This is a genomic window from Thermomonas beijingensis, assembly GCF_020034655.1.
Lineage (GTDB): Bacteria > Pseudomonadota > Gammaproteobacteria > Xanthomonadales > Xanthomonadaceae > Thermomonas > Thermomonas beijingensis.
In genome coordinates, this window is sequence record NZ_JAIQDJ010000011.1 from 41350 (window position 1) to 64264 (window position 22915).

The window sequence follows — 22915 nt, forward strand, 5'->3', positions numbered from 1 at the left end:
ATCTCGTTGTATTGGAAGTGAATCTGACCCCGGTTTACTAGGTTCAGGTCACCAACCGCGCCCACGGCGGCCCGAGCCAAAATTGCCCTGGCCAATCCCGATACTGATACCAACTTGGTGTGCGTTGCCGTTATCGTCGTAATAGCGTTTGCAGGTGTTGAACTGGGCTGCCTGGAAATTGCTGTTGCCCATGCGGCTGGAATAACCGACACCGGCGGTGACGCTGCCATGTGGCTTGCTGTCGCAAGTGTCGGCAGGTTGCGCTTGCGCTGCGGCATAAGGCGCGGCGAAACGCGTGGCCGGGTCGTAGGGATAACTGCCCGGTGGCATGTTGCTGTCAGCTGATGCGATGGGAGCGTAGGTGTTGCTGGCCTGTGCAGGAGCACTGAGGTTGAGTGACTTGGCCAATGGCACGTCGGATTGGCTGCTGTCTGCGGCAAACGCCGGGGCAATGGCCAGCAGCGCAATTGCCATCAATAGAATGGGCTTCATTGCAGCAATTCCGGTACCTGTCGGGAAGCAGGCTATTGCGGCACGGTAGTCCCAGCCAGTTGAATGCTTGCTGTCTTTCGCACAGCCAAAACCGGGTCCAGTTCACTTGCCCCACGGATAATCATGACCATGCCTACGCCCCAAGACACCAAGCTAGACCGCATCGTTGCCGAAGCCCGGCGCAACGCCGAGCAGCGCGAGCAAGGGTATCGCGAGCGGGCGCTGAAGATGTACCCGTGGATCTGTGGCCGCTGCGCGCGGGAGTTCACCCGCGCCAACCTGCGCGAACTGACCGTCCATCACCGCAACCACAACCACGCCGACAACCCACCCGACGGCAGCAACTGGGAGCTGTTGTGCGTGTACTGCCACGACAACGAGCACTCGCGCCAGATCGACCACACCGGGGTCAGCGCGCAGGCCGCCGAAGACAAACCAGCCGCAGCCACGTCCAATCCCTTCGCCGATCTGAAGTCGCTGCTGGGGAAGGGTCCGCCGGGAACGGGGTAGGTTGGGGAAAAGCAGGGAACCTCACCCCATTTGCCGTGTTTGCTGGTCGCAGGATTTGAGGCGCAGGTTGAGGCCGCTGACCACGTCGTCGATGGCGAACAGACCCGGCTGCGCCGTCATCTGGCCGCGGTCCAAAATCAACAAAACGGGGTCAGGTTCACGTATCTCGTTGTATCAGGAGTCAACCTGGCCCCGTTTACCAGCTAAGCATGCGATGCAGTGGCCAGTCTGTGGACAAGGTTTGAGCATAGCGGCTATGGACCGACAAAAGTGATCTGGTAATTCGGTGTTGTAGTGAACTACAATACCGACCATGAAATTCTGGCCGCCCGGCCGGGAACACACGGAAACGCCATGTCTACACACGCTCTCACCGTCCATGCCGTCAACCACACATTCCGCGGCGGTCACCGTGCGTTGCAGGATATTTCATTGCAGTTTGCCCCCGGCGTGCTGGGGCTGCTGGGCCCCAACGGCGCCGGCAAGTCCACGCTGATGCGCATTCTGGCCACGCTGACCAAGCCGACCTCCGGCAGTGTCAGCTGGAATGGCCATGACATCGCCAAGGAACCCGACCGCCTGCGGGCCGTGCTGGGCTACTTGCCGCAGTATTTCGGGGTGTACGACAGTCTGGATGCGCGGGAATTCCTCGCGTTTTTGGCCGCCGTGAAGGGGATCGGCGGCAAGGCGGCGCGCCTGCGCATCGAGGCCTGTCTGGACATGGTGGGGCTGGCCGACACCGGCGACCGCCGGCTTGGACAATTCTCCGGGGGCATGCGGCAGCGGGTCGGAATCGCGCAAGCGCTGCTGAACGACCCGGCCCTGCTGATCGTGGACGAGCCCACGGTGGGGCTGGATCCGGACGAGCGACTGCGCTTCCAACATCTGATCACCGATCTGGCGGCAGACCGTGTGGTGATCCTGTCCACCCATATCGTGTCGGACGTGGAAGCCAGTGCCAGCCAGATTGCGGTGATGGCCGCCGGCCAGTTGCGCTTCCATGGCACGCCGGGGCAGCTGATCGCCAGCGCCGAAGGGCGGGTCTGGGAATGGACGGTGCAGGAATCGGATCTCGCCGCAGTGCGCAGCGGGCAGACCTTGGTGGGCTCCCTGCGCCGCCCGGATGGCATCCGTGTGCGCGTGCTGAGCGAGGCGTCTCCGGACCCGCTGGCGCGCCCGGTGGCGGCCTGCCTGCAGGACGGCTACAGCTGGTTGTTGCAGGGAGCACATTGACATGCCGGCCCTGCAACGGTTTCTGGCCATGCTGCTGGCTGATCTTCGCGTGCGCACGCGCACCGCCCGTTTCTGGTGCGTGCTTGCGGTCATGATGGTGGCGGCCTGGTGGTGCCTGCCCGGCGCTGATGCGCCGTACGCGGTGGTGATGCTGTGGGGGGGGGCGCGTGGCAGTTTCTCCAGTGCGTGGGTGGGCATGGTGCTGGCGATGGCGTTCACCCTCCTGCTCAATCTGGGCGGGTTCTATCTGGCCCGCGGCACGCTGGTGCGCGACATCGAGACCCGCGTGTGGGAATTGCTGGTGGCCACGCCAATGACGCGGCGTGCCTATCTGCTCGCAAAATGGGCCAGCCACATGCTGGTCTTCGCGGTGATCATCGTGGCGTGCTTGGGCGTGGGTCTGGTGGCGCAATGGGTGCGCGCCGAGGACCGCGGCATCGATCTGATGGAACTGGTCAAGCCGGTGCTGCTGCTGACTTTGCCGGGCTTGGCCATGACCGCTGCCGCGGCGATCTGGTTTGACCTGCTGCCGCCGTTACGGCGCACTGCGGGCAACGTGCTGTTCTTCGTACTGTGGACCACGGCGCTGGCGGTGGGTGTGGCCGGCTTCGAGGCGAAAAGCCCGGTGGTACGCGAAGGCTGGATCAGCGATACTGGTGGGTTGCTGGTGGCCGGGCGCGACTTTCATCGGGTGCGCGAGGCGCAGACCGGCAAGCCGCAGGGGTACGGGTTCAGCCTGTTTTCCCCAGCCCCCAAGGCAGGCATCGTGCGCTTTGAATGGCGCCACTGGACGGTGCGGCCGATGGATCTGCTGGGCCGCGTGTTGTGGTTGCTGGCGGGCATGGGCATGGTGCTGCTTGCCGTCCCGCTGCTGGATCGCTTTGCTGCGCGCACGTCCGGGCGCGAGGCGCAGGTGCGTGCGCCGGGACTGGCGCTACGTTGGCTGGGCACGGTCTTGCAGCCATTGGCGCGGATGGCGTTCGGGGCGCTGGTTGCGACCGAGTTGACGGCATGCCTGCGCGAGCGCCCGCGCTGGTGGTGGCTGGCGTGGGTGGTGGTCCTTGGCCTGCAGCTGTTCGGGCAGCCCGAGGGTATGCGGATGGGGCTGTTGCTGGGCTGGCTGCTGCCGCTCGACGTGCTGGCACGCGGCGCCCTGCGTGAGCGCGACCAGCGCACCGGGATGATCGTGTTTTCCAGTGCCGGCGCGGTGTGGCGCGTGCTGGCATCGCGCTGGCTGGTCGCAGTGTCGCTGTTGTTGGTGTGCACGTTTGCAGGCCTCACCCGGTTGGCCTTGCAGGCGCCGCTGCAGGCACTTGCTGCGCTGGTAGTCACCGCCGCGTTGGCCAGCGCCGGGCTGGCGTTCGCTGCGGTGTGCCGCAATGCGCGCCCCTTCGAGTTGGTGCTGGTGGCGGCGATCTACGCGGCCACGCAAGGCGCGACACTGTTCAACGTCCAGTCCGCCCCGCTGCCAACGCTGCGGTTGCACCTGATGGTGGCCGCAATCTCGTGGGTGGCCATTGCCGTGGCATGGCCGCGCCTGATCAATGCTGTCAGGGACGCTGCCTGAGGGAATCAAGCGCGCTTGACTCCCTCCGTCCCCGATGGCGGCTCCGTCCCGTCCCCTTTTTCCGTCTGGCGCCGCAAGCGTTTGTCGGCGTACATCGCGGCATCTGCACGCGCCAGTTCGGCCTCGGCCTCGGTCGTGGCTGCCTTCACCACGCCGATACTGGGCCCGGCGTATTCGATGCTCCGGCCGCCCAGGTCAAACCGCCCGGTGGTGGCTGCGCGCAGGCGTTCGCACATCTGCTGCGTTGCGTTTTCGCTATCTGCAGGGACACTGCCAACCACCACGAATTCATCGCCGCCAATACGGGCACAGAAATCATCGGAGCGGTGGCAGGACGCCAGTGCACTGCCAATGGCGACAAGGAAATGATCGCCGGCGTCATGCCCAAAGTGGTCATTGATATGTTTGAATCCATCCAGATCGATAAACGCGATCAGGACGTCGCCGCCATCGCGTGCGCGATGGCGCAGGCGGCGGTCCAGCTCCTCCAGCAGTGCGCGGCGATTGGGCAGGCCGGTCACCACGTCGGTCATGGCATTGCGCTGGAGTTGGCTATTGGCGGCCTGCAAGGACTGCAGCAGTTGCTCGCGTTCCACTTGCCGGCCGATGAGATAGGCAAACAGATTCAGTACGCGCTCGGTACCGTCACGCAGCGGCAGCCGTTGGTTGCTGGCTGCACACAGGGTGCCATGCAGTGCGCCGTCCGCGCCCCGAATGGGGGTGCTGGCATAGGTGGCAATCCCCAATGCCTGCGCGGCATCGGAATCCCCCCAGCAACCGGCCACGTCATCCGTGTAGCTGCGGCCTTCTTCCAGCGCGCGCTTGCACAAGGTGTCACCCCACGGAACGGTGAGCCCTTCCGGGATGATCAGGCTGCGCGAATTGCGTGAATAAAGCACATGCTGCACGCCTACGGTTTCATCGATCGTCGTCATATAGGTCGACTCCAGCCCGCTGGCCACCTCGAGCAGTTCAAGCAAGGGGCGAACCAACCCTTCCAGCGATGTTGCCGTGGTCAGTGTGTCGGCAAGCGGTGCGAACAGATTGGCCGGTGGCGGCGTGGAGGCGGTGTGCATCAGCGCATCTTCTTTCAATTTCCGGAATTGTTCAAAAGCTGGCCGGAAGAACGAATGATATTTCCAGGCGAATGGTCTCTGGCCGCATTTGGGCTCTTCTTAATGCAGCCTCTGGCAAAATTGCCCGGTCAGCCGTCCCGGCCCCGGAGCCTCCATGCCCACGCTTGCCCACCATGTTCCCGATCCCGCACAGGTCCCCGCGGGTACCACGCTGACCCTGACCCGGCCCGACGACTGGCATCTGCACCTGCGCGACGATGCGCTGTTGCAGGCGGTGCTGCAGCATACGGCAAAGCAGTTTCGCCGCGCCATCGTGATGCCGAATCTGCGGCCGCCGGTGACCACCACGGCACTGGCTGTGGCGTATCGCGAGCGCATCCTGGCGGCGCGGCCGGCCGGCTCGGACTTCGAGCCGCTGATGACGCTGTACCTCACCGACAAGACGCCAGCTGAGGAAATCCAACGCGCCAAGGCCAGTGGCCTGGTGCATGCGGTGAAGTTGTACCCGGCCGGTGCCACCACCAATTCCGATTCCGGCGTGACGGACTTGAAGCACGCCTGCGCGGCGCTGGAGGCGATGCAGGCAACCGGCATGGTGCTGGCGGTGCACGGCGAAGTGACCGACCGCCAGATCGACATCTTCGACCGCGAAAAGATGTTCATCGACAACATCCTCATTCCGCTGCGCCGTGATTTCCCCGGCCTGCGCGTGGTGTTGGAGCACATCACCACCCGGGATGCGGCGGACTATGTGCGTGATTCCGGTGGCGATATCGCCGCAACGATCACCGCGCATCACCTGCTGTACAACCGCAATGCCATTTTTACCGGCGGCCTCCGCCCGCATTACTACTGCTTGCCGGTACTCAAGCGCGAGCGGCATCGCCAAGCGCTGCTGGATGCGGCAACCAGCGGCGATGCGCGGTTCTTTCTGGGTACCGATTCGGCCCCGCATGCACGCGGCGACAAGGAAGCCGACTGCGGCTGCGCTGGCTGCTACACCGGCTTGCACGCGCTGGAGCTGTACGCCACGGCATTCGAGGCGGCTGGCCGGCTGCAGCGGTTGGAGGGTTTCGCCAGTCATTTCGGTGCCGACTTCTACCGCCTGCCACGCAATACCGGCACGCTGACGCTACGCAAACAGGACTGGGCGATCCCCAGCGAGTTGCCGTATGGCGAGCGCACCCTGGTGCCACTGGCGCCAGGGGAAACCCTGGGCTGGACGGTTGCGCTGCGCTGACTATAGTTCCGTATGTCCAACCCCTCCACGCCGTCCGGCCACCTGCTGCAGCTGCTGCCCGAGGCGGTGGTGCAAACCGATGCACTATGGCAGATCACCTACCTAAATCCGGCGTGGCATACGCGCACCGGCCATGCGCAGGAGGCGGCGCTCGGCAGGTCGCTGCTTGAATTCGTGCATCCTGACGACATCGGCACCTTGCGCGCGGGCATGCCGGTGTTCCGGCTGCGATTTGCCAACGCGGACTATCACTGGGTGCGCTTGCAGCTTCACCCGGAAACCGACGCGGTGGATCGGGTGATCAGCCGCCAGGGCGTGCTCATTGAAATTACCGAGGTCACCGAGCAAGTGCTGGTGGAGGTCCGTCAGCGCTTCTTGCGCCTGCTGGAAACCATTGATGGCGTGGTGTGGGAAGCTGAAATCGGCGTGGGCAATACCTTCCTGAGCCCGCAGGTGGAACGGCTGTTCGGCTACTCGGTGGAGGAGTGGCGGGCTGACCCGGGCTTTTGGCGGGCGCATGTGCATCCCGATGATCTGGCGGAGGCGATGCGCATCGATGATGCCGCCTACAACGCCACGCATAGCCATGCCTACGAAATGAGCTACCGGCTGATTGCCAAGTCCGGCAGGGTGGTGTGGGTGCGCGATCTGTGCCGCGCAGTGGTTGAGCCGGGGCGGCCGAACCGGATGATCGGCCTGATGATCGACGTCACCCGGCAGAAGAACACCGAACTCGAGTTGCTGCGCTCCGACAACCGCTATTCGCTGGCGACGCGCGGATCCAATGACGGCATCTGGGATTGGGACCTGCGCACGGACGTCCTGCACGTGTCCGAACGCTTTCACCAGATCGTCGGGCTGGGCGATATCGATCACGTGCATGACGGTGGTTGGCGCTTTCTTGCGCAGCTGATCGATCCCGAGGATCGCGGGCGCGTGCAGACGGCCTACCGCAGCCATCTGGCGGGAAGCAGCCCGAACTTTTCGGTGGACTTCCGTGCGATTCACGGCTCAGGGCGGCTGCTCTGGGTCAATTGGCGTGGGCTCGCCCAGTTCGAAGATGGCGTGGCCGTGCGCATGGCCGGCTCGTTGAGCGACTTGGCCGAACGCGGCAGTTCCTACGATGCCCTGACCAACTTGCCCGGCCGGCCGTTGTTCCGCGATCGCCTCGCACATGTCATCGCGCTGCATCGGAACGCGCTGGCGGATGGTGATGGCGGGCCGGCCGGCGAGGGCCGCACGACGTTCGCCGTGCTGTTGCTGGATCTCAACGGGTTCAAGGCGGTCAATGACAGCCACGGGCACCCTGTGGGCGACCAGCTATTGCAGCAAGTGGCGCGCCGGCTCGAAGCCTGCGTGCGAGCGGTTGATCTGGTCGCTCGCATGAGTGGCGATGAGTTCAACGTGCTGTTGGAGTCCATCGACCCCGCCGAAGCCGCCGACCGCGCTTGCCAGATTGCGGCTGCGCTGGACCAGCCGTACCTGATCGACGCGCACACCGTGGTCATCAGCGCGAGTATCGGTTTGGTCAGCAGCGCATCCGGCCTGACCAGCATCGATGCCTATCTGCGCGCTGCGGACACCGCCATGTACCGGGCCAAGAGTGGGGCATTGGGGGTATGCGTGTTTGCAGGGGAAGATGCTGAAAAATGGCTTGGCTGAATACGGCATTGCATTCGTTGCCCGGCGGCATTTGGGGCTGACGTTTGATTGGCTGAACTGCCAGTCAGGTGCCACCGGCGTGTGTAGGGTATCTTCCCGGTTCGGCATCCCCCATAGGTCGACTGTATGAAAGCCACTGTTGTTGGTCTGGTCACTCCGCATGTGTTGCGCATAATGGATCTGGCCAAGCAGGCCGAGTCAGGGGTCAATATCGACTGGTATCTGCGCGATGCCGTGGCAAAGACAATCAATGACCTTGGCCACCAGTACAACGCCCGCGAGTTGCTGTCTGCGTACGCCCAAGGACTGCAAGCGGCTGCCGATGATGCGGGGCGGATTCGCAGCACGTATGCCAATGCCTTGCAAGCTGCAGCCGCTATCGCCGAGCGGGAACTCGGTGCACGCGGATAAACAAACACCTGCCCGGGTGATGGGCAGGTGCGCTGTTTCCCACGTGGATGCAACCCGGCTCAATCAGGACGAGTCCCCACCTAGTCGCTGCACGCGCTCGCGATAGTCGTGCACGTTATCGTCTTCGATGCGTTTGTTGCGCGTGCCTTTGACCTCATCGACTTTGCGGTCGTTTTCGGCACCGGTCACCGGTTTGGCTTCGACCTGGGTTTCACGTTCAAAGGCGTGGGATTTGTCGGTATTGCGGTAGTACCGATACAAGTACCAGTACAGCCCGGCGGCACCGGCTGGGCCGAGTGCAAGCAGTTCAAGTCCACCGTCGCTCATGACGAATGCCCCACAATCCAAAGTGCGATGACTTCAAGCAAGGTGCCCACGCTGAGGGCGGTGGCCAGCAGCTTCCATTGCTGGATCGGCACGCTGCCCATGGTTTCGCCGGTGCGGCCGTTCACCGCGATGTAGTGCAGCATGCCGCCATTGGCACCGGGCTGATGGTAGGAATACAGCCAGACCGGCAGATACATCGCCACCCAACGCGAGCCATGCACTTGCAGGCGCTCTTGTTCCCAACGCACACCGCGGTCGTATCCGCTCACCGAGTCTTCCACCTGCGCACGCGCGATGGAGAGTAGCTGATCTTCCAGATGCGGCCGCAGTTGTTCTACATCCAAATCACGCTTTTCTGACGTGAAGCCGGAAAGATACGAGGCGTTCCACTTCACTGCGTTCTTGGTGTCAAACGGCAGGATGGTATTGATGATGTTGTTGGTGTTGACGCCAGTGTTGAGGTTGCCGCGTTCGCTGGAGGACTCCAGCGGCAAATCGTCCACGGTGAAGTCCACATGCCGCGCTACTTGGTACACATCGGCATCGTAGTAGGTCTTTTTGTCGTTGTCGCTGCCACGGGTGTATTCGCGGGTTTTGATTTCGGCCATGCCGGCCACATCGGCACTCGCGTTGCTATCCACGATCATGTACGGCAGGTACACGCCTACCACGTTTTCCGGCGTGAATTGTTCCTTGAACGCTTTCAGTGCGAGGAATTTGCGTTTGTCCACGAATTGACGAATGCGTGCCACGGCATCATCTTTCTTGATGTGGAACGGCAACACGGCATCGGGCACCGCGCCATTGGCGATTTGCTCGTTGACGCCGAACACATGCCGGCACCAGTGGCAACGCGCGGTCATCGCATTTTCGGTATTGACCGTCACTTCAGCACCGCAGCCGGTGCATTTGTAGGTCATCACTGCGCTGACATCAGCGGCGATGTTCTGCGCGCCAGAGGCAATCACCGTGCTGTTGAGTTGGTCGATGTTTTCGCCCAACCCGAACTCTTCTTCCACCCGTGCGCCATGCCATTCATTGCGGCAGTACAGGCAGATCAGCAAGTCCGTGCCGGGGCGCTGCTTGATATCAGTGGCACCGCATTTGGGGCAGTGATTGGCACCGTCCTTCAGCTCTTCCGCAGCGGTGTCGATGGCCACCGGATCGGGGGCCAGGATTTCATCGCGCAGCGGTTTGGGCAGGGTTGCCGGGTCAATCGGCGAGCTGCCCGGCAACGGCGGGACATCGCGCGGTGAACCCGGGCCGGTTGGCATCGGCGGGGGGGAGCCCGCGCCGCTGGGGGGCAGCGGCGGCGGGGGAGTGGTGTTGGACATGGTGATGACCTGATAGGTGGCTTACAGGCCCAGCGCCTTGGCTTTCAGGGCGTCGTAATCGGCTTGCGAAATCAGGCCCAGATCCAGCATTTCCTTGGCCTTCTTCAGCTTCGCAATTGGGTCGTCAGCCGCCGGGGCGGGCGGGGCGACTGGCTGCTGCAAACCCGCCATGCCGCCCATCATGCCGCTGGCCATGCCAATGCCCATCATGCCGGCTGCGCCGCCGTTCTCGCCGGCGGCCTGCATCCCTGCGGCCACGCTGGCCTGCAGGTTGGAATTGCCGCGTGCACCCGACAGCGCATCGGCGCGCTGCACGGTTTTGAGCAGTTCCTTGGTGTTGGCGTCGTACTCAATCGAGATGATCGCGGTTTTGGCAATCATCAAGCCGCGGTCGGACTTCCATTGGTAGGCGTTTTCCACCGCCTCCGACAGGCTCTTGGCAAACCCGATCGAATCCTGCTGGAGCTTGCTGATGCGGTTGCCCTTGCTGGGATCGTTGGAGTACAGGCTGAATGCCGGCGCCAGCGAGCCCACCACTTCGTTGAACAATTGGCTGGCTGCGGCGTTGTCGATGTCGGTGAAGTCGAACACCTGGCCCGGTTGCAGATACGCGGCCGGCACAAAGTTTTTCACGAACAAAATGGGATCCACGATCTTCATCGTGTACGAGCCGCGTGTCACCGCGCCGACCTGCGTGTTCAAGAACGCGTCGTCCCAATAGATCTCCGACTGCGTGCCGAAGCGATTGTCTGGCAGCTCCTTCAGGGATACGAAGTACGCAGCTTGCTGCGAGCCGGGTTGGCCGCCGAACTTGAAGCGCTCCCAGCTTTGCATGATCAGCGAATCGACGATGCCGTCGCCGGAGAAGATCGACTTCGAATTGAGGTCGTCCGATTTCCATTCATAGCCGCCGGCTTCGGCCGCAAATCCGGTGATCTTGCCGTCCTGGAACAGCAGCAGGCCGTAGCCTTCCGGCACGATGATCTTCGAGCCATTGGTAATGATGTTGGACGAGCCATGCGTGTTGGAGCCACGCCCGGCATTGGTGCCGTGGGGAACCGCGGCAAACAGCGCCGCGGTGGGCGGCAGGCCATCGGGAATGGTGTAGAAGTCCTTCCACTGGTCACCCAGCATGCCGCCGACTGCACCTTTCACCGCTTGAATAAGACCCATGACATCTCTCCGTGATTCGTGGCTGCGGGGGGTCCCGCGTTGTTCGACAAACTACACATTTCGGGGCCACAGGGCCAGTGTGCGAAGGGGGATAGACTCAAAGTGTTAGAACCGTTCCCCCACCGGCAGGTAGCGCCACAGGCCCACCGGCATTTTGGCCAGTGCAACCTTGCCGATGCGCAGGCGGCGGATGGCCACCACGTCCAGCCCCACTTGTGCGCACATATCCCGCAACTGTCCGCCTTGTACGCCCTTGAGGGCAAACCGCAGGCGAATTTCGTTTTGCCAGCTCACCTTGCAGGGCGGCAGTGCGCGGCCGTTGTAATGCAGGCCATGGTTGAGTTTGCGCAGCCCGTACGGGGCGATGTTGCCGCTGACTTCCACCACGAATTCCTGTTCGATCGCGTCGCCGTCTTCGGTCAATCGCCGCCACACGCGGCCATCCTGGGTCAGCACCATCAGGCCGCTGGCTTCGGCATCCAGCGGCACCAATGGCGTCAGCCGTTGGAAGTGGCGTTCCAGCACGCGCACGCCGGACGGGTCTTCGGGCCAGTGGTTGCCCGCCTGCACCAGAGCGGCGGCCATGTTGCGGCCGCTGATGGTGTCGTAGCCGGCAGGCTTGTGCAGCAGCACGGTGGCCGGTTCAATGGCCTCCAATTGCGCGGCGGCATCCAGCACCACGGTATTGCCCAGCACCGGTAGCGCCGGGTCTTCGCTGACGCGGCCATCCACCGACACCCAGCCATTCTTGATGTATTGCTCGGCTTCGATCCGCGAACAATGGGCCAGGTCGGCCACGTATTTGGCCAGTCGAATGGGAGTGGGCATGCAGGTTCTCGGGTGACTGGCGCGTGATTCAGGACAGGCAGTGTAGCGATCAGGCACTCTATTGCTGCAACCCTTCGCTGGCGCACAGGGTTTTCCGGCCTGCGCCTTACTCTTGAACTTCGAGATGGCATGAAAACTCCCACCGGCCTGCAACCCTTGATCGACGATGGCGTGATCGATGCGGTGCTGCGGCCCTTGAAAAGCGGCAAGGAAGCGGCGGTCTATGTGGTGCGCGCGGGCGATCAGATCCGTTGCGCCAAGGTCTACAAAGACATGGCGCAGCGCAGTTTCCAGCAGCGCGTGCAATATCAGGAAGGACGCAAGGTACGCGGCAGCCGCGAGGCGCGCGCGATTGGCAAGGCCAGCAAATACGGCCGCAAGCAGCAGGAAACCGCCTGGAAGAACACCGAGGTGGACGCGCTGTACCAGTTGCGCGATGCCGGTGTGCGCGTGCCCGAGCCCTACGGCTATTTCCACGGCGTATTGGTGATGCAACTGATAGTGGATGCCGATGGACATTCGGCACCGCGGCTGGGTGAAGTGGAGCTGTCGCACGCCCAAGCCTGCGACTTTCATCGTTGCCTGATGCGGCAAGTGGTGAACATGCTCTGCGTGGGGCTGATTCACGGCGATTTGTCGGAATACAACGTACTGGTGGGTCCCGACGGCCCCGTGATCATCGATTTCCCGCAGGTGGTCAGCGCCGCCGGCAACAATGCATCGCGCAGCATGCTGCTGCGCGATGTCAACAACCTTACCGCCAGTTTGGGTGCGTGGGCGCCGGAGCTGCTGGATACATGGTACGGCGAAGAGATGTGGGCGTTGTACGAGGCCGGTGAATTGCACCCGGACACCGAATTGACCGGTACGTTCGTGCACGACACCACCAAGCCAGACCTGGAGGGGGTGCGGCATGCCATCAACGATGCGCGTGAAGAAGCCCTAATTCGCCAACAAGGCCGCGAAGCGGCGGCCGAGATGGACTGATGTCCGCTGGCGTAGCCAGATGAGGTTGAAATCGAACACGCACAAGCCCCCCCTGCATACGAGGACGCAACAGGCATGACAACAGCACCAGCAGCATCGACAACAACTTGGGCAGGCAAGGCATTTGCAGCGATTGCCTTGATCGAAGCCTTCACCTGGGCCGGCCTGTTGGCAGGCATGTATTTGAAGTACGGCAGCGGCAGCACGGATCTGGGCGTGTGGTTGTTTGGCCGCCTGCATGGGCTGGCCTTTATCGGTTATGTGGTGGTTGCCCTTGTTGCCGGGACACAATTGCGCTGGCCGCTGTGGGCGCTGCTGTTGGCCTTGTTCGCGGCGATACCCCCGTTGTTCACGCTGCCGTTGGAGTTGTGGTATCGCAAGCGCGGCTTGCTGGCGCCGCGGTCGGCATAGACCAGCGGCAAAGCATCACACCCATGCCGCCAGGGAGACCACCAGTTCCGCTTGGAAGCCCTTGGTCGAGGCCAACGGAATGCTGAATTGGGTTGCAGATGCCATGTTGACGCTGGCGGCATGGCTGCCGAGGCTGGCCAATGCCGTGGCCGATTTTTTATCGGTGGCCCAATGATCACCGGTTAGCACATAGCGCAACGCCCACTGGCCGTTGTCCTCGCGTTTGGCAAACAACACCACGGTATCGCGGAACAGGTATTCGCCCGGGATATGCTGTTTCAGGAACAGTACACCATCGATTTCATAACCGGCATTCAACACTGCCAGGTCGATTGAAAACGCGACTTCACTGCCCGCCAGAATTTTCGAGCTGTCCAGGAACACGGAAAACAGGGTTGGCGAGCGCGCATCCGGCATCAGGTTGCCAGCAGCATCAAACAGCTCGTCATACTGGCGGCGTACCGCGCTTTCCTGTGCCTTGTTGCGCGCCGTCAGTTCGTAGGTGTAGGCCCCGCGTGGGGCAACCGTAGTCTCGATGTAGTAGGCGGTTTGGATGTGCTTGCCTTGTTTGCGCGCACGTTCGACCTCCGGTGGAAAGGGCAGGGCTTTGAACTGCAACCGGCCAGTGGCAGCCATGTCCCCGAAGAGGAAGCGCACCAGATTCTGGTAGCCCTCCTCGGAATTGACAATGCCGAAAAATCCGCTGTGGCTGCGGTTGACGAATGCGCGCGGACAACCCGCCACATACGCATTCTCGATTTTCACCAAGCCATCGCTCATTTGTCCTACCGCCATCGACGACAGGCCATGTGCCACGGCGTAGTCGCGGCTATTGGTGCCGATCAGGCAAAACAGCCGCGCCGCGGGGAAGCCTGAATTGCCCAGCGTGTTGACCTGATCGGGCGCGGTCTGCAAATACTCGGCCATGCGCGGGCGGCTGAAGTTGTCCATGTCATTCATCGACAAGAAGCTGGGCACATTCATTCCGCCCAATTCGATGCCGTTATGCGGCGTGGCATAGGTGAACACCTTGTCCACCAGGCCACGAATTTCAGCGCTGGCCACGTCCTGGTTTTGCAACAGGCAACGGCAAATCAACCCGCCCATCGAGTGTGCAACCAGATACACCTTGAACGCTTTGCGCGCCTCGGTATCGTCGCCACATACGCTGTCACGCAAACGTGCAATGCGTTGCCCCAGCGCCGCGGCAGCTTCCGGGATGGACGGAGTCTTGCCATTGCCAAATGCAGGGTCGGCCTCATCGTAATAGCGGTGGATGACCAAGCTACGCGCCGGCAGCTTGTCGGCTTGTTCGGCACCGGCGGCATAGACGTCGCGGTAGTTGTAGTCCTTCATCAATCGCACCAACGGCGATTCGAAGACAAACTTGACGATGCTGCCATCCTGCGCCTGCCGCACCTTGGTCGAACCAGCCTCGAACCCCATATATGGCGTCGAGGTGGTCTGCACGATTTCATCGCGCGTCATCGCGTAACCGCGCACGTAGATGATCGGAAAAAACGGGCGTTCAAGCTTGGCCATGACGGGCATCCATGCATGCGGTGAGGGTTGCGATCGACCTTGCAATGCCATTGGCGAGGCATTGCAAGGCCTGCATTGTCGGCAGGTCAGCCCTGACTGCGAAACTCCTCCACGAAATAGCCCCAGCAATCAGCGGTTTTCTTGGCAATGGCGGGGGTACGGGCGGCGGTGACTTCGCACATGGGCACGCCATAAGCATCGTCATCGGTGTTCAGGAACAGATGCGTGCACTCATGCACCATGGTCTGGAATTTACTGTCTGCCGGGCGTTTGAATGGCCGATAGAGTGGCGATGAATTCCAGCTCAAATTGAGAATGATGCGGAAATTCTGACCTTCGGCCTGGCTCATCGGTTTCTGCCCATCGGTGAAATCCTGCCAGCCATCCAACGGCATTTTTGCCGCCGCAAATTCGCCACCACAGCGCTTTTGCAGCTTCGAAAAATGCACGTCGATGGGCTTGACATTGATCATGCTGGCCAGCATCGACAACTTCGGCCCCAGCTCACTCATCCATTGGTTGCTGTCATCCCCGAACCATTTCTTGCTTTCAGCGCGTCCACCGCCTTGCTGGATCTTCATGGCAGCACCACGCAAGGTTCCAATGATGGTGGGCTGCAGATTTATCAAGATTTGTTGATCGGCCGGGCCAAGTCCAGAACAGTTGAATCCCATCGGTGTACTCCTTAAATGTCGGGGGAATCGGCATGCATCCGCTGGACCGATACCGGTCGCTGCGATTGCGGGGCGCAAGTCCGGAACTCCGGAATGCATTGCCGTACCGGGGTTAACGCAGGCATCGGTGGCGAGCGGACAGCGATGGCTTCGTGAATGGGGAGTCGTTGCGGCACCCGGCATTGCGCCAGCAGCGGGTGGGCGGGTGAACCTGCGTGAATTTGTCCCAAATCAAGACTTGCCAGTCGGCAACTGCTTACGCTGGCGCACTCGCCAGTCTCGAGTGTTCGTTCATGCCGCAATCACTCCTTGCCAGCCGCTTGCTGGCGCTGTTGGACCTCACCAGTTTGGGGGAGGACGATAGTCCGATCAGGATTCGCGCCCTGTGTGCATCGGCGTGCACACCGTATGGCCAGCCTGCGGCGGTGTGCGTGTACCCCGAGCACGTCACCAGTGCGCGTGAAGCATTGGCCGGGACACCGATCAAGATTGCCAGCGTGGTGAACTTTCCGGAAGGTGGCGATGACCCGCAGCGGGTGCATCGGGAAACCCGTCGTGCGGTTGCGGCTGGTGCCGATGAAATCGACATGGTATTGGCGTGGCGGGCGTTGAGGGCAGGCGATGCCGCGCGTGCCAAAGCGGGTGTGGAGGCCTGCCGGCAAGCCTGCGGAACCGGCATCACCTTGAAATTGATTTTGGAAACCGGCGAGTTGGCCAGCCCTGCATTGATCCGCGATGCAAGCGCGATCGGGTTGGATGCAGGGGTGGATTTCCTCAAAACATCCACCGGCAAAGTGCCAGTCAATGCCACGTTGCCGGCAGCCACATTGATGCTGGATGCGATTGCCGAGCGTGGCGGGCAGTGTGGGCTCAAGGTTGCCGGGGGGATTCGCACGCTGGGCGAAGCGCAGCAGTATTTGGCGTTGGTCGATGCCAAACTGGGATCGGCTTGGGCAGCTCCGATGCGCTTTCGGATCGGTGCCAGTGCGTTGTTTGATGCCATCGTGGCAGAGTTGGGGCACTGAGCATGGCGCGTGCGATTTGGCTGGTACTGGATTCGCTGGGGATTGGCCATGCCCCGGATGCGGATGCATACGGCGACGCAGGTGCCGATACTTTCGGGCATATCGCAGCGGCGTGTGCGGCGGCACCGCGTGGGCCGTTGCAGCTGCCTAATCTCACACGGTTGGGCTTGCCAGCGGCGCATGCCTTGGCTGGCGGGCAGGTGGCTGCGGTGTTTGCTGCAGCGCCTGCACCGGTCGCGCTGTGGGGCTGCATGGCCGAGCAGGCCTGCGGCAAGGACACGCCGTCGGGGCATTGGGAAAGCGCGGGCGTGGTGTTGGATCGCCCATTCGGTGTGTTTGATGCGCCGCAAAACAGCTTCCCGCCCGAGTTGTTGGCGGCATTGGTGGACGCTGCGCAACTGCCCGGCGTGTTGGGCAACTGCCACGCGTCGGGTACTGAAATTCTTGATCGACTGGGGGCCGAACACATCGCCACCGGCAAGCCGATTGTGTACACATCGGCCGATTCGGTGTTTCAAATTGCAGCGCACGAGCAGGGTTTCGGCTTACAGCGGCTGCTGACGCTATGTGAATTGGCGCGCGCCCTGCTGGCGCCGTACAACATAGGGCGTGTCATTGCCCGTCCGTTTATCGGCGCTGCCGCAACCGGTTTCCAGCGCACCGGCAACCGCCGTGACTATGCACTACCTCCGCCGGCACCCACGCTGTTGGATGCCGTGCGTGCCGCAGGCGGCGAGGTGATTGCGGTCGGCAAAATCTCGGATATTTTTGCGGCGCAAGGGGTTGGCCGTAGCGTGCATGCCAGTGGTCATGATGCATTGTTTGATGCCACCCTTGACGCGTTGACGCAAGCGGGCGATGGGGCATTGATTGCCACCAATTTCGTCGACTTCGATAGCGTGTACGGGCATCGCCGCGATGTTTTTGGCTATGCCGCCGCGCTGGAGCACTTCGATGCGCGTCTGCCGCAATTACTCGAGCACCTGCGCGCCGATGACCTGTTGCTGCTCAGTGCCGACCACGGCTGCGATCCCACATGGCCGGGCAGTGATCACACCCGCGAGCAAGTACCGCTGCTGGCGTATAGCCCCGGGCTGGCTCCGCGTGCACTTGGCAAGCGGTCGAGTTTTGCCGATTTGGGCCAAGGCATTGCCACCCATCTGGGCTTGTCGGCGTTATCGGCAGGCCGCTGTTTCTTGACAAGTCAAGCCGCATGACAACCCTGCACATCGAAGCCGAACCCGGCACCATCGCCGACACCGTATTGCTGCCTGGCGATCCGCTGCGCGCCCGCTTTCTTGCTGGCGCCTTGCTTGCTGCACCTCATCAAATCAATGCGCGGCGCAACATGCTGGGCTACACCGGCCAATACAATGGGCAGCGCGTGACCATCCTGGGGGGTGGCATGGGGATCCCCTCCACGGCCATCTACGTCACCGAGCTCGCCCGCGGTTTTGGGGTACGCACCATCATTCGCGTGGGCACTTGCGGCGGCATTGGTGATGTTGCGGTCGGCGATGTGTTGTTGGCGCAATCGGGCAGCACGGATTCTCGTTTCAACCGCATGCAGTTTGGCGGCCATGATCTTTCGGCATGTGCCGATTTCGGGCTCCTGCAACGTGCCGTGCAGGCGGGTCAAGCGCAAGGCTTGTCCGTGCGTGTCGCCAATGTATTCAGTACCGATTGCTTTTACGACGGGGATCCGGAAATACTGAGACTGCTGCACAAGCACCGGATCTGCGGCATCGAAATGGAAACCGCCGGCCTGTACGGCCTGGCAATGCGGGAGGGCTTCCAAGCGCTGGCCATCCTCGCCGTCAGCGATCACCTGGAGACGGGCGCAACCATGCCGGCCATCGAACGTGAACAGGGCTTGGTACGCATTGCGAAATTGGCGTTGGCCAGCGCTATTCAATAGGCGCCAGGCGCAGGTTGCCCGATATGGACTACACGTGTTATTTGCGCACGGCAAGCACGCCATCCAACGCCAGTTCGGCGCGGAAGCCGGCGATCTGCAAGCGGCGTGCCACTTCGCGGGGCACGTCACGGCCGGAGGTCAGTTTGTTGGGGCTACCGGTGTAGTGGAATAATCGCCCACCGCGTTTGAGTACGCGAGCCAGTTGGTCGTAGAACGCTTGTGAATAAAGCTCGCCTGCGATGCCAAATCGCGGCGGATCATGCAGTACGGCATCAAAGCTGGCATCAGGCATTCGGGTAATCGCCTCAGCTGCATCGGCATGGGTCAAGTGCAATCGGTCATCGCTGTGGTCGGGGTCAGGTGACCACGGGTTAAGCGTGCGCAGCCACAGCACATCCTCGTTCTTTTCGAAGGATTGCATGCGGGCAACACCGGCATCCAGGCAGCAACGCGCGAAATAACCCAGCCCACCGCAGGTATCCAGCACGACTTTGCCTGCAGGTTGCACCAGCGCTACTTTGCGGCGCGCATCATCCAGCGGCGATTCCTTTGCGGTGGGCAGCATCTTGATGCCGTCGATTTCGAATGTCGGCACATTCCATTCGGTAGGTACCAATTTGATCAACTTGCCGGCATAGCGCGAAATGGGGGCAAACGCTTCGCCATCGAAGTAGTAAAGCGTGCGTTCTTTTGGTTTGCCGGGGTAGGGCAGGTGTTGCCCACGCCATTGCCAGCCTTCGGCATCCAAAGCCACGGTTTCCACGCTTCGACCCAGATCAAACGAACCTTGCCAGCAGTTGTTGCCGGCATCACGCGACGTCAATAGGGCAGTCGCGATGGAGTGAGTGAGTAGCGGGGTTGGCAGGTGGCGCATATGCAAATGATACGGGGTGGTGGAGCACTTGCAGATGGATTATTTGCTGGAAGCGTCGCGCTGGGCGTGACCCAAGGTCGATTCCACTGGACAATAGGGGCATCTGGATCTGCACCGAGAGCTTATGCGTGTCCTTCGTCTTGTTTTGATCGCCCTGATCGTGGCGGTCAGCACAATTGTTCATGTTCTTCCGTTGTTGCTGCTGGCATTGATCAAGGCCATGCTGCCATTGCCGCGCTTCCGCATTGCTTGCAACCCGCTGTTGAGCGGACTGGCCGAAAGCTGGATAGGGGTAAACAACTGGATGTGGACCCATCTCACCGATACCCGCCTGCAACTTTCCGGTGACAGCGGGTTTCACATGGGGGGGCACTATCTGGTGTTGGCCAATCACCAGAGCTGGGTGGACATTCTGACCTTGCAAAAAGCCTTCAACCGGCGCATTCCATTGCTGCGTTTTTTTCTGAAGCGGCAACTGTTTTGGGTGCCATTGCTGGGGCTGGCATGGTGGGCACTGGATTTCCCGTTCATGGGCCGCTACAGCCCCAAGCAAGTGGCCAGGAATCCGGCGCTGGCTGGCCGCGATATCGCTGCCACCCGGCGTGCGTGTGAGAAATTCAGTGCCATTCCGATTGCCATCATGAATTTTGTGGAAGGCACCCGGTTCACGTCCGACAAGCATGCCAAACAAGACTCACCGTATCGGCATCTGCTCAAACCCAAATCGGGTGGGGTGGCCTTCGTGCTGGATGCGATGGGGCAGGGCTTGCATGCCATCTTGGATGTCAGCATCGCCTATCCTGCGGGCAAACCCGCCCTGCTGGATCTGTTGATGAACCGGATTCCTGTCGTGCGGGTGGATGTGCGCCAGCGCGAGATTCCGCAGGAATTCATTGGCGGCGACTACCAGAACGATCGCGAATTCCGTGTGCGTTTCCAACGCTGGATGAATACCGTGTGGCAGGACAAAGATGCAAGGCTCGATCAATTGCTGGTTCAGTCTGCGACTTGATCGGTGTCAACCATTTCCGCGTGACATCGCTCATGATCGAAATATTCCACCTTGGAGATCACCGTATGAATGCCATTACACGTCCGCGCTACACCCCGGTATTGCGTCGCCTGCATTGGTTGACGGCGATTTTGATTGTCTTGGCCTACGTGCTGATTGAGCAGCGCGGCATCTTTCCTCGTGGTAGCGGTGGCCGTGTTGCGATGATGCAGGGGCATTTCTGGGTAGGCATCAGCATCTTCTTGCTGGTTTGGGTTCGGCTTGCCGCCCGCGTGCGCGGCGGTGCGCCGGCTATCACGCCGCCGCTGGACAAAATCACCGGCATGGCTTCGAAGTTGATGCATTTGGTGCTGTACGCATTTTTCATCGTGATGCCGCTGCTGGGTCTGGCCACGGTCTGGACCGATGGCAAAGAGATCATGATTCCGTTTACCAGCATCGTGCTGCCGGCACTATTGCCGGAAAACGAAGAGCTGGCACACCAGCTGGAAGATTTGCACGGCACCATTGGTGAAGTGTTTTACTGGGTCATCGGTGCACACGTCCTGGCGGCACTTTGGCACCATTTTGGCCGTCATGACGACACCCTGAAGCGGATGCTGTGAGGGTAGGGCAAGCTTGACCTTGGTCAACTCACGGCAGTGGATGCGCGCGCACAATCTTCCGCGTACGCTGCATCGCGCGTGTTTGACGGAAAAACGACATGGAATATCGAGTGACGCTGGCCACGGCGGCCCCTGATCTTGCCGTGATTGACGATGCCATTCGGGAGGCAGATCCGGCCGCGTTGGTGGATCAAGACCCCACCGATGGCGCGCTGCGGGTAACCGCATGGATCAACGCCGAAGAGCTGGCAGCGGTGTTGGCACAGACGGGGATTACGGCTACCCGCGTGGAATTGCAGCCATCGGTTTGTTGTGGCGATTGCAGCGGCTGAGCAAACTGGCGAACAGGGAAAATCCGATGCAGGATGAACCGCGGTTACGCGCTGACTTGTGTATCCGCGCCGCGTCCCTATACTGCAAGAGTCGGTGATAGCGACATTCCCGGGGGTGCACTGGCTTCGACGGGGGTAGCGAAATCGCACGGCGCATGCCGAGGGGGTAGCTTTCCTCGTAAATCCAGCTGCAAAACTCTAGTTGCCAACGACGACAACTACGCTCTGGCCGCTTAAGGCCTAGCCCCGAACCCACTTGTGCCTGTGCTCGTGGATGTAGGGTCATCATCACAGGATAGGTTCCGGCGGCGACCCGCCAACCGGATCCAAAATTTAGCGGGTGTGGATGACGGCGTGCTTCGCACGGTGTGTTGCCGGCATTCGAGACCAAACACCGCGCTAAGCATGTAGTGCCGGGCATGGAGCATCTTCGGACGGGGGTTCAATTCCCCCCACCTCCACCAATACCCTAAATCCCAACCCTCATCGGTTGGGATTTTTTTTGCCCGTTCCCCCACTGTTGGCGCGGTTTCCGGGCATGGCCTCGCGAGCGCCACCCCAGCGAAGGTGGCGTTTTCACCCCCGCCGACGCCTCTCTGTTCTCCGTTTTCTCTGCTGGTCACGCGGTAACCTTGTTCGACACCATCGAGCAGGTGCAGGACAAGGCCACCCGCTGGCTATGGACTTACAACCACGAGCGCCCCAACATGGCGCTCGGCGGCATCACCCCAATGCAAAAACGGGCACTCGCTGCCTAGCTCCACTTTTGCTGTCCGCTAAAAGCGGGGGGATTACCGTGGGGTTTCAGCTTTCGGGACGTTTACGGGGCAGGGAATGCTGAACTGCCCGGCGTCCCGTTCTCGCACAGATACACGCCACCAGCATCGCATACAACAAAGGCCGCAACTTGCTTGCTGTCGATAAATGTACCTGACTCCATTAATTCCACTTGCGTTGCGGGCCTTGTGCGTTATGGGCGGTCAGGAAGTGAACCTGGAACCGTTACCGCCCAAATTGCTTTCGCAGGTCGGAGAAAACCCACCCAAGCATCAGGGAGCTACTGATTGGTGGGTGTCCCGGTTCTTGTTGTTGAAATGGTGCCCCTGTTTTCTGTTTTCCCCTAATCAGGCACAGGGAAGAAAATTCGCCACGCTCGTTTTTTCGTAGAACATCGATGGATCACGATAGCCTATGGCATCCAAAGTTTTGTCATTTGCCACTTTGTGGATGGAATCAAATACCAAGCCGACTATGCCATTTCCGTCCCACGAGTAGGTGTACGCAATCATCTCGCCTCGATTCACTCCATACATTGTTGTCGATGTGTGGTAATCGAGACCCAAAGCCGTCACCAAGAGATCACCAACTCTCCACGGCCCCTTGTCGATATTGCTGCATTTTTTTGGCGCGATTATTGAAAAATATCCGGAATAATCAATGCAATACATTGATTCGGTACTGCAATCGCGTCCTAGATATGTTTGCCCGGGCGAGTTCAACTCCGTAACGCAACACCAGCGGTGGTAAAGGGGTTCAGGCGGTTTAGCCTGAGCAACCTCACCACCAAGTGGAGTTGCCCATGGCCGCAAGCCGCCTGAACCTGCACGAACGATATCGCATCCACGCCCTGCACGAAGCCTGTTTCAGCATCAGATCCATTGCCCTGATGCTGGAGCGTGCAC

The 22915-nt window shown here is 61.2% G+C and carries 25 protein-coding genes, 1 other RNA gene and 1 pseudogene; 17 read left to right on the forward strand and 10 right to left on the reverse strand.

Annotated features, from left to right (window positions below; genetic code table 11):
- Positions 1–48: 48 nt before the first annotated feature.
- The gene (locus K7B09_RS12360) at positions 49–492 is read right to left on the reverse strand and encodes a hypothetical protein (protein WP_223629768.1); all 444 of its coding nucleotides are present in this window, start codon (positions 490–492) and stop codon (positions 49–51) included.
- Between the two features lie 129 nt (positions 493–621).
- On the opposite strand from K7B09_RS12360, the gene K7B09_RS12365 reads away from it, so the two are divergent.
- The 3 genes from K7B09_RS12365 to K7B09_RS12375 all read left to right on the forward strand — a co-directional run bounded on the left by K7B09_RS12365 (position 622) and on the right by K7B09_RS12375 (position 3802).
- Positions 622–1002 (forward strand): YajD family HNH nuclease, encoded by a 381-nt coding sequence (locus tag K7B09_RS12365; protein ID WP_223629769.1) that lies wholly within the window; start codon positions 622–624, stop codon positions 1000–1002.
- 354 nt (positions 1003–1356) lie between these two features.
- The gene (locus tag K7B09_RS12370; protein ID WP_223629770.1) at positions 1357–2235 is read left to right on the forward strand and encodes an ABC transporter ATP-binding protein; all 879 of its coding nucleotides are present in this window, start codon (positions 1357–1359) and stop codon (positions 2233–2235) included.
- Between the two features lies 1 nt (position 2236).
- Complete coding sequence (locus K7B09_RS12375) at positions 2237–3802, forward strand: ABC transporter permease (protein ID WP_223629771.1); 1566 nt, start codon at positions 2237–2239, stop codon at positions 3800–3802.
- A gap of 5 nt (positions 3803–3807) precedes the next feature.
- Here the strand turns inward: K7B09_RS12375 and K7B09_RS12380 are convergent, their stop codons facing one another.
- A complete protein-coding gene (locus K7B09_RS12380) occupies positions 3808–4878 on the reverse strand; it encodes a sensor domain-containing diguanylate cyclase (protein WP_223629772.1) in 1071 nt (356 codons plus the stop codon).
- Positions 4879–5032: 154 nt separating this feature from the next.
- Between K7B09_RS12380 and pyrC the strand changes: the two genes are divergently transcribed.
- The 3 genes from pyrC to K7B09_RS12395 all read left to right on the forward strand — a co-directional run bounded on the left by pyrC (position 5033) and on the right by K7B09_RS12395 (position 8191).
- Positions 5033–6118 carry a dihydroorotase gene (gene pyrC, locus K7B09_RS12385; RefSeq protein WP_223629773.1) on the forward strand — a complete coding sequence of 362 codons (1086 nt, stop codon included), beginning with the start codon at positions 5033–5035 and terminating at the stop codon, positions 6116–6118.
- 12 nt (positions 6119–6130) lie between these two features.
- Positions 6131–7780, forward strand: coding sequence for a sensor domain-containing diguanylate cyclase (locus K7B09_RS12390; protein ID WP_223629774.1), 1650 nt, complete (start codon positions 6131–6133; stop codon positions 7778–7780).
- Positions 7781–7906: 126 nt separating this feature from the next.
- On the forward strand, positions 7907–8191 hold the full coding sequence (locus K7B09_RS12395) for a hypothetical protein (protein ID WP_223629775.1): 285 nt from the start codon (positions 7907–7909) through the stop codon (positions 8189–8191).
- A 63-nt stretch (positions 8192–8254) separates the two neighbouring features.
- On the opposite strand, the gene K7B09_RS12400 is transcribed toward K7B09_RS12395, so the two are convergent.
- The 4 genes from K7B09_RS12400 to K7B09_RS12415 all read right to left on the reverse strand — a co-directional run bounded on the left by K7B09_RS12400 (position 8255) and on the right by K7B09_RS12415 (position 11853).
- Complete coding sequence (locus K7B09_RS12400) at positions 8255–8518, reverse strand: hypothetical protein (protein ID WP_223629776.1); 264 nt, start codon at positions 8516–8518, stop codon at positions 8255–8257.
- Positions 8515–9852, reverse strand: coding sequence for a TFIIB-type zinc ribbon-containing protein (locus K7B09_RS12405; RefSeq protein ID WP_223629777.1), 1338 nt, complete (start codon positions 9850–9852; stop codon positions 8515–8517). The genes K7B09_RS12400 and K7B09_RS12405 overlap by 4 nt, the downstream gene beginning before the upstream one ends.
- Before the next feature lie 21 nt (positions 9853–9873).
- Entirely contained in the window at positions 9874–11025 is a 1152-nt protein-coding gene (locus K7B09_RS12410) for an SPFH domain-containing protein (protein ID WP_223629778.1), read from the reverse strand.
- A 105-nt stretch (positions 11026–11130) separates the two neighbouring features.
- Entirely contained in the window at positions 11131–11853 is a 723-nt protein-coding gene (locus K7B09_RS12415; RefSeq protein WP_223629779.1) for an rRNA pseudouridine synthase, read from the reverse strand.
- Positions 11854–11982: 129 nt separating this feature from the next.
- Here K7B09_RS12415 and K7B09_RS12420 point away from each other — a divergent pair, with 129 nt between their 5' ends.
- Both K7B09_RS12420 and K7B09_RS12425 read left to right on the forward strand, forming a co-directional pair.
- Complete coding sequence (locus K7B09_RS12420) at positions 11983–12840, forward strand: PA4780 family RIO1-like protein kinase (RefSeq protein ID WP_223629780.1); 858 nt, start codon at positions 11983–11985, stop codon at positions 12838–12840.
- A 75-nt stretch (positions 12841–12915) separates the two neighbouring features.
- The gene (locus K7B09_RS12425) at positions 12916–13251 is read left to right on the forward strand and encodes a DUF3817 domain-containing protein (RefSeq protein ID WP_223629781.1); all 336 of its coding nucleotides are present in this window, start codon (positions 12916–12918) and stop codon (positions 13249–13251) included.
- A 15-nt stretch (positions 13252–13266) separates the two neighbouring features.
- Here K7B09_RS12425 and K7B09_RS12430 read toward each other — a convergent pair whose 3' ends face one another.
- Entirely contained in the window at positions 13267–14793 is a 1527-nt protein-coding gene (locus K7B09_RS12430; RefSeq protein ID WP_223629782.1) for an esterase/lipase family protein, read from the reverse strand.
- Positions 14794–14879: 86 nt separating this feature from the next.
- On the reverse strand, positions 14880–15374 hold the full coding sequence (locus K7B09_RS12435; RefSeq protein WP_223629783.1) for a M35 family metallo-endopeptidase: 495 nt from the start codon (positions 15372–15374) through the stop codon (positions 14880–14882).
- Between the two features lie 386 nt (positions 15375–15760).
- Between K7B09_RS12435 and deoC the strand changes: the two genes are divergently transcribed.
- From deoC to deoD, 3 genes are read left to right on the forward strand one after another with little or no spacing between them, the layout of a single operon-like run.
- Positions 15761–16492, forward strand: a complete 732-nt coding sequence (deoC, locus tag K7B09_RS12440) for a deoxyribose-phosphate aldolase (protein ID WP_223629784.1) — start codon at positions 15761–15763, stop codon at positions 16490–16492.
- Between the two features lie 2 nt (positions 16493–16494).
- Positions 16495–17709, forward strand: coding sequence for a phosphopentomutase (locus tag K7B09_RS12445; RefSeq protein ID WP_223629785.1), 1215 nt, complete (start codon positions 16495–16497; stop codon positions 17707–17709).
- The gene (gene deoD / locus K7B09_RS12450; protein WP_223629786.1) at positions 17706–18410 is read left to right on the forward strand and encodes a purine-nucleoside phosphorylase; all 705 of its coding nucleotides are present in this window, start codon (positions 17706–17708) and stop codon (positions 18408–18410) included. Before K7B09_RS12445 ends, deoD begins: the two co-directional genes overlap by 4 nt.
- Positions 18411–18447: 37 nt before the next feature.
- Here deoD and K7B09_RS12455 read toward each other — a convergent pair whose 3' ends face one another.
- Complete coding sequence (locus K7B09_RS12455) at positions 18448–19284, reverse strand: class I SAM-dependent methyltransferase (protein ID WP_223629787.1); 837 nt, start codon at positions 19282–19284, stop codon at positions 18448–18450.
- Positions 19285–19408: 124 nt separating this feature from the next.
- Here K7B09_RS12455 and K7B09_RS12460 point away from each other — a divergent pair, with 124 nt between their 5' ends.
- The 5 genes and pseudogenes from K7B09_RS12460 to K7B09_RS12480 form a co-directional block, all read left to right on the forward strand.
- Entirely contained in the window at positions 19409–20296 is an 888-nt protein-coding gene (locus K7B09_RS12460; RefSeq protein ID WP_223629788.1) for an acyltransferase, read from the forward strand.
- 65 nt (positions 20297–20361) lie between these two features.
- Positions 20362–20901: a cytochrome b gene (locus K7B09_RS12465; protein ID WP_223629789.1), complete on the forward strand. Its 540-nt coding sequence runs from the start codon at positions 20362–20364 to the stop codon at positions 20899–20901.
- 98 nt (positions 20902–20999) lie between these two features.
- Complete coding sequence (locus K7B09_RS12470) at positions 21000–21233, forward strand: hypothetical protein (RefSeq protein ID WP_223629790.1); 234 nt, start codon at positions 21000–21002, stop codon at positions 21231–21233.
- 111 nt (positions 21234–21344) lie between these two features.
- Positions 21345–21697, forward strand: a transfer-messenger RNA (tmRNA) gene (ssrA, locus tag K7B09_RS12475).
- A 168-nt stretch (positions 21698–21865) separates the two neighbouring features.
- Positions 21866–21991 (forward strand): annotated as a pseudogene (locus tag K7B09_RS12480) (integrase core domain-containing protein); the annotation flags it as partial.
- A gap of 366 nt (positions 21992–22357) precedes the next feature.
- Here the strand turns inward: K7B09_RS12480 and K7B09_RS12485 are convergent.
- Entirely contained in the window at positions 22358–22681 is a 324-nt protein-coding gene (locus K7B09_RS12485) for a hypothetical protein (RefSeq protein ID WP_223629791.1), read from the reverse strand.
- Between the two features lie 131 nt (positions 22682–22812).
- Here K7B09_RS12485 and K7B09_RS12490 point away from each other — a divergent pair.
- Positions 22813–22915: helix-turn-helix domain-containing protein (locus K7B09_RS12490; protein ID WP_223629067.1), on the forward strand; the 103-nt coding region annotated here is incomplete at its 3' end.

Excerpts from the sequence above, each read along its gene's own strand:
- K7B09_RS12360 (WP_223629768.1), bottom strand. The coding sequence starts at position 492 with ATGAAGCCCATTCTATTGATGGCAATTGCGCTGCTGGCCATTGCCCCG.
- K7B09_RS12390 (WP_223629774.1), top strand. The coding sequence starts at position 6,131 with ATGTCCAACCCCTCCACGCCGTCCGGCCACCTGCTGCAGCTGCTGCCC.
- K7B09_RS12400 (WP_223629776.1), bottom strand. The coding sequence starts at position 8,518 with ATGAGCGACGGTGGACTTGAACTGCTTGCACTCGGCCCAGCCGGTGCC.
- K7B09_RS12445 (WP_223629785.1), top strand. The coding sequence starts at position 16,495 with ATGGCGCGTGCGATTTGGCTGGTACTGGATTCGCTGGGGATTGGCCAT.
- K7B09_RS12430 (WP_223629782.1), bottom strand. The coding sequence starts at position 14,793 with ATGGCCAAGCTTGAACGCCCGTTTTTTCCGATCATCTACGTGCGCGGT.
- K7B09_RS12465 (WP_223629789.1), top strand. The coding sequence starts at position 20,362 with ATGAATGCCATTACACGTCCGCGCTACACCCCGGTATTGCGTCGCCTG.
- K7B09_RS12405 (WP_223629777.1), bottom strand. The coding sequence starts at position 9,852 with ATGTCCAACACCACTCCCCCGCCGCCGCTGCCCCCCAGCGGCGCGGGC.
- pyrC (WP_223629773.1), top strand. The coding sequence starts at position 5,033 with ATGCCCACGCTTGCCCACCATGTTCCCGATCCCGCACAGGTCCCCGCG.
- K7B09_RS12375 (WP_223629771.1), top strand. The coding sequence starts at position 2,237 with ATGCCGGCCCTGCAACGGTTTCTGGCCATGCTGCTGGCTGATCTTCGC.
- K7B09_RS12470 (WP_223629790.1), top strand. The coding sequence starts at position 21,000 with ATGGAATATCGAGTGACGCTGGCCACGGCGGCCCCTGATCTTGCCGTG.
- K7B09_RS12455 (WP_223629787.1), bottom strand. The coding sequence starts at position 19,284 with ATGCGCCACCTGCCAACCCCGCTACTCACTCACTCCATCGCGACTGCC.
- K7B09_RS12380 (WP_223629772.1), bottom strand. The coding sequence starts at position 4,878 with ATGCACACCGCCTCCACGCCGCCACCGGCCAATCTGTTCGCACCGCTT.
- K7B09_RS12365 (WP_223629769.1), top strand. The coding sequence starts at position 622 with ATGCCTACGCCCCAAGACACCAAGCTAGACCGCATCGTTGCCGAAGCC.
- deoC (WP_223629784.1), top strand. The coding sequence starts at position 15,761 with ATGCCGCAATCACTCCTTGCCAGCCGCTTGCTGGCGCTGTTGGACCTC.
- K7B09_RS12410 (WP_223629778.1), bottom strand. The coding sequence starts at position 11,025 with ATGGGTCTTATTCAAGCGGTGAAAGGTGCAGTCGGCGGCATGCTGGGT.
- K7B09_RS12370 (WP_223629770.1), top strand. The coding sequence starts at position 1,357 with ATGTCTACACACGCTCTCACCGTCCATGCCGTCAACCACACATTCCGC.
- K7B09_RS12460 (WP_223629788.1), top strand. The coding sequence starts at position 19,409 with ATGCGTGTCCTTCGTCTTGTTTTGATCGCCCTGATCGTGGCGGTCAGC.
- deoD (WP_223629786.1), top strand. The coding sequence starts at position 17,706 with ATGACAACCCTGCACATCGAAGCCGAACCCGGCACCATCGCCGACACC.
- K7B09_RS12425 (WP_223629781.1), top strand. The coding sequence starts at position 12,916 with ATGACAACAGCACCAGCAGCATCGACAACAACTTGGGCAGGCAAGGCA.
- K7B09_RS12485 (WP_223629791.1), bottom strand. The coding sequence starts at position 22,681 with ATGTATTGCATTGATTATTCCGGATATTTTTCAATAATCGCGCCAAAA.
- K7B09_RS12395 (WP_223629775.1), top strand. The coding sequence starts at position 7,907 with ATGAAAGCCACTGTTGTTGGTCTGGTCACTCCGCATGTGTTGCGCATA.
- K7B09_RS12435 (WP_223629783.1), bottom strand. The coding sequence starts at position 15,374 with ATGAAGATCCAGCAAGGCGGTGGACGCGCTGAAAGCAAGAAATGGTTC.
- K7B09_RS12415 (WP_223629779.1), bottom strand. The coding sequence starts at position 11,853 with ATGCCCACTCCCATTCGACTGGCCAAATACGTGGCCGACCTGGCCCAT.
- K7B09_RS12420 (WP_223629780.1), top strand. The coding sequence starts at position 11,983 with ATGAAAACTCCCACCGGCCTGCAACCCTTGATCGACGATGGCGTGATC.